3 protein-coding genes are annotated in these 4,201 nt (G+C 52.3%); 2 read left to right on the forward strand and 1 reads right to left on the reverse strand.

Annotated features, from left to right (window positions below):
- Positions 1-37: 37 nt before the first annotated feature.
- On the reverse strand, positions 38-1,228 hold the full coding sequence (malE, locus tag EQY_RS0123485; RefSeq protein ID WP_000695404.1) for a maltose/maltodextrin ABC transporter substrate-binding protein MalE: 1,191 nt from the start codon (positions 1,226-1,228) through the stop codon (positions 38-40).
- Between the two features lie 364 nt (positions 1,229-1,592).
- Between malE and malK the strand changes: the two genes are divergently transcribed.
- Complete coding sequence (malK, locus tag EQY_RS0123490; protein ID WP_000179160.1) at positions 1,593-2,708, forward strand: maltose/maltodextrin ABC transporter ATP-binding protein MalK; 1,116 nt, start codon at positions 1,593-1,595, stop codon at positions 2,706-2,708.
- Positions 2,709-2,780: 72 nt separating this feature from the next.
- Complete coding sequence (gene lamB / locus EQY_RS0123495) at positions 2,781-4,121, forward strand: maltoporin LamB (protein ID WP_000973648.1); 1,341 nt, start codon at positions 2,781-2,783, stop codon at positions 4,119-4,121.
- Positions 4,122-4,201 lie beyond the last annotated feature (80 nt).

The raw sequence follows: 4,201 nt of genomic DNA on the forward strand, positions 1-4,201 counted from the left end.
GATAAGGCGTTCACGCCGCATCCGGCATTTCACAGCATTACTTGGTTATACGACCCTGCGCATCTTTCAGCGCGGCATCAACAGTTTGACGACCGCTGGCGGCGTTGATCACGGCGGTACGCACGGCATACCAGAAGGCCGACATCTGCGGGATATTCGGCATGATTTCACCGTTCTTGGCGTTATCCATGGTGGCGGCAATACGTTGATCTTTCGCCAGCTGATCCTGGTAAGACTTCAGCGCCACGGCGCCCAGCGGTTTATCTTTATTTACCGCTTCCAGCCCTTCGTCAGTCAGCAGGTAGTTTTCGAGGAACTCTTTTGCCAGTTCTTTGTTCGGGCTGGCAGCGTTGATGCCTGCACTCAGAACGCCAACGAACGGTTTGGAAGGTTGTCCCTTGAAGGTCGGCAGCAGCGTCACACCGTAGTTCACTTTGCTGGTATCGATGTTGGACCATGCCCACGGACCGTTGATGGTCATCGCCGTTTCACCTTTGTTAAAGGCCGCCTCTGCGATGGAGTAATCAGTATCCGCATTCATGTGTTTGTTTTTAACCAGATCAACCAGGAAGGTCAGACCCGCTTTCGCGCCGGCGTTATCCACACCAACGTCTTTCACATTGTATTTGTCATTTTCATACTTGAACGCATAACCACCGTCGGCAGCAATCAGCGGCCAGGTGAAGTACGGTTCTTGCAGGTTGAACATCAGCGCGCTCTTACCTTTCGCTTTCAGTTCTTTATCCAGTGCCGGGATTTCTTCCCAGGTTTTTGGCGGATTCGGCAGCAGGTCTTTGTTATAAATTAGCGATAACGCTTCAACGGCAATCGGATAAGCAATCAGTTTGCCGTTATAACGTACAGCATCCCAGGTAAACGGATACAGCTTGTCCTGTAACGCTTTGTCTGGGGAGATTTCAGCCAACAGGCCAGATTGGGCATAGCCGCCAAAGCGGTCGTGCGCCCAGAAAATAATGTCCGGACCATCGCCAGTGGCCGCAACTTGGGGGAACTTCTCTTCCAGCTTATCTGGATGCTCAACGGTGACTTTAATTCCGGTATCTTTCTCGAATTTCTTACCCACTTCTGCGAGGCCGTTGTAGCCTTTATCGCCGTTGATCCAGATTACCAGTTTACCTTCTTCGATTTTGGCGAGAGCCGAGGCGGAAAACATCATCGTCGTCAAAACAGATAATGCGAGGATGCGTGCACCTGTTTTTATTTTCATAATCTCTGGTCCTTGTTGGTGAAGTGCTTGTGAAAACGCCTGAACGGACTCTAGTTTCTTTATACGGCAACCTCTTTCCATCCTCCTTGCCCCTACGCCCCACCTTTGTTTTATGTGATCTGCATCGCAGAAACGGCAGTATTGCGGTAAGGCGCACACAAAATTGCCATGTTTTTTGCAAGCAATATCACGAATTTCCTTACTTTCCCTCGGATTAGTATGCAGACCCCACCTTCTCATCCTCCCGCCTCCTCCCCCATAAAAAAGCCAGGGGGTGGAGGATTTAAGCCATCTTCCGATGACGCATAGTCACTGCATCATGAATGTTGCTGTCGATGACAGGTTGTAACGAAGGGAGAAGGGCATGGCGAGCGTACAGCTGCAAAATGTAACGAAGGCCTGGGGGGATGTGGTGGTATCGAAAGATATCAATCTCGACATCCACGAAGGTGAGTTCGTGGTGTTTGTCGGACCGTCTGGCTGCGGTAAATCCACTTTACTGCGCATGATTGCCGGTCTTGAGACGATCACCAGCGGCGACCTGTTCATCGGTGATAAACGAATGAACGATACCCCGCCAGCAGAACGCGGCGTCGGCATGGTGTTCCAGTCCTATGCGCTCTATCCCCACCTGTCTGTGGCAGAAAATATGTCTTTTGGCCTGAAATTAGCAGGCGCAAAGAAAGAGGTCATCAACCAGCGTGTTAACCAGGTGGCGGAAGTGCTGCAACTGGCGCACTTGCTGGATCGCAAACCGAAGGCGCTCTCCGGCGGACAACGTCAACGTGTGGCGATTGGTCGTACGCTGGTGGCCGAGCCAAGCGTGTTTTTACTCGATGAACCACTTTCCAACCTTGATGCCGCGCTACGTGTACAGATGCGTATCGAAATTTCCCGTCTGCATAAACGCCTGGGGCGCACGATGATTTACGTCACCCACGACCAGGTCGAAGCGATGACGTTGGCCGACAAAATCGTGGTGCTGGACGCCGGTCGCGTGGCGCAGGTCGGGAAGCCGCTTGAGTTGTATCACTATCCGGCCGACCGCTTTGTCGCCGGTTTTATCGGTTCACCGAAAATGAATTTCCTGCCGGTAAAAGTGACCGCCGTTGCAATCGATCAAGTCCAGGTTGAGCTGCCGATGCCAAACCTCCAGCAGGTCTGGCTGCCGGTTGAAAGCCACAACGTTCAGGTCGGCGCCAACATGTCGCTGGGCATTCGCCCGGAACATTTACTGCCAAGCGATATCGCCGACGTCATCCTTGAGGGGGAAGTTCAGGTGGTCGAGCAGCTCGGCAACGAAACGCAAATTCATATCCAGATCCCTTCCATTCGTCAAAACCTGGTGTACCGCCAGTCTGACGTGGTGTTGGTAGAAGAAGGTGCCACATTCGCTATCGGCCTGCCGCCAGAGCGTTGCCATCTGTTCCGTGAGGATGGCACTGCATGTCGTCGACTGCATCAGGAGCCGGGCGTTTAAGCACCCCTAAAAAAGACACAAAGCCTGTGACAGGCGATGTGAAAAAAGAAAAGCAATGACTCAGGAGATAGAATGATGATTACTCTGCGCAAACTTCCTCTGGCGGTTGCCGTCGCAGCAGGCGTAATGTCTGCTCAGGCAATGGCTGTGGATTTCCACGGTTACGCTCGTTCCGGGATCGGCTGGACAGGGAGCGGCGGTGAACAACAGTGTTTCCAGACCACTGGCGCTCAAAGTAAATACCGTCTTGGCAACGAATGTGAAACTTATGCTGAATTAAAATTGGGTCAGGAAGTGTGGAAAGAGGGCGATAAGAGCTTCTATTTCGACACTAACGTTGCCTATTCCGTAGCACAACAGAATGACTGGGAAGCCACCGATCCGGCCTTCCGTGAAGCGAACGTGCAGGGGAAAAACCTGATTGAATGGCTGCCAGGCGCCACTATTTGGGCCGGTAAGCGTTTCTATCAGCGTCATGACGTTCATATGATCGACTTCTACTACTGGGATATTTCTGGTCCTGGTGCCGGTCTGGAAAACATCGACGTTGGCTTCGGTAAACTTTCTCTGGCAGCAACGCGTTCTTCTGAAGCGGGCGGTTCGTCTTCTTTCGCCAGCAACAATATCTATGACTATACCAACGAGACTGCGAACGACGTCTTCGACGTGCGTTTAGCGCAGATGGAAATCAACCCGGGCGGCACCCTGGAACTGGGTGTTGACTACGGTCGCGCTAACCTGCGTGATAACTATCGTCTGGTTGATGGCGCATCGAAAGATGGCTGGATGTTCACTGCCGAGCATACCCAGAGCATCCTGAAAGGCTTCAACAAGTTTGTTGTTCAGTACGCAACAGACTCGATGACCTCGCAGGGTAAAGGTCTGTCGCAGGGTTCTGGCGTTGCGTTTGATAACGAAAAATTTGCCTACAATATTAACAATAACGGTCACCTGCTGCGTATCCTCGATCACGGTGCGATCTCCATGGGCGACAACTGGGACATGATGTACGTGGGTATGTACCAGGATATCAACTGGGATAACGACAACGGCACCAAATGGTGGACCGTCGGTATTCGTCCAATGTACAAGTGGACGCCTATCATGAGTACCTTGCTGGAAGTGGGCTACGACAACGTCGAATCCCAGCGCACTGGCGACAAGAACAATCAGTACAAAATCACCCTCGCACAACAATGGCAGGCTGGCGACAGCATCTGGTCACGCCCGGCTATTCGTGTCTTCGCAACCTACGCCAAGTGGGATGAGAAATGGGGTTATGACTACAACGGTAGCTCCTCTTCCAACCCGAACTACGGCAAAGCTGTTCCGGCGAATTTCGAAGGCGGTAGCTTCGGTCGCGGTGATAGCGATGAGTGGACATTCGGTGCCCAGATGGAAATCTGGTGGTAATAGCAATATGTAGGCCGGATAAGGTGCTTGTACCGCATCCGGCAATCAACGCCTGATGCGACGCTGCCGCGTCTTATCAG

It is taken from the genome of Escherichia sp. TW14182 (assembly GCF_000208525.1).
Taxonomy (GTDB): Bacteria; Pseudomonadota; Gammaproteobacteria; order Enterobacterales; family Enterobacteriaceae; genus Escherichia; species Escherichia ruysiae.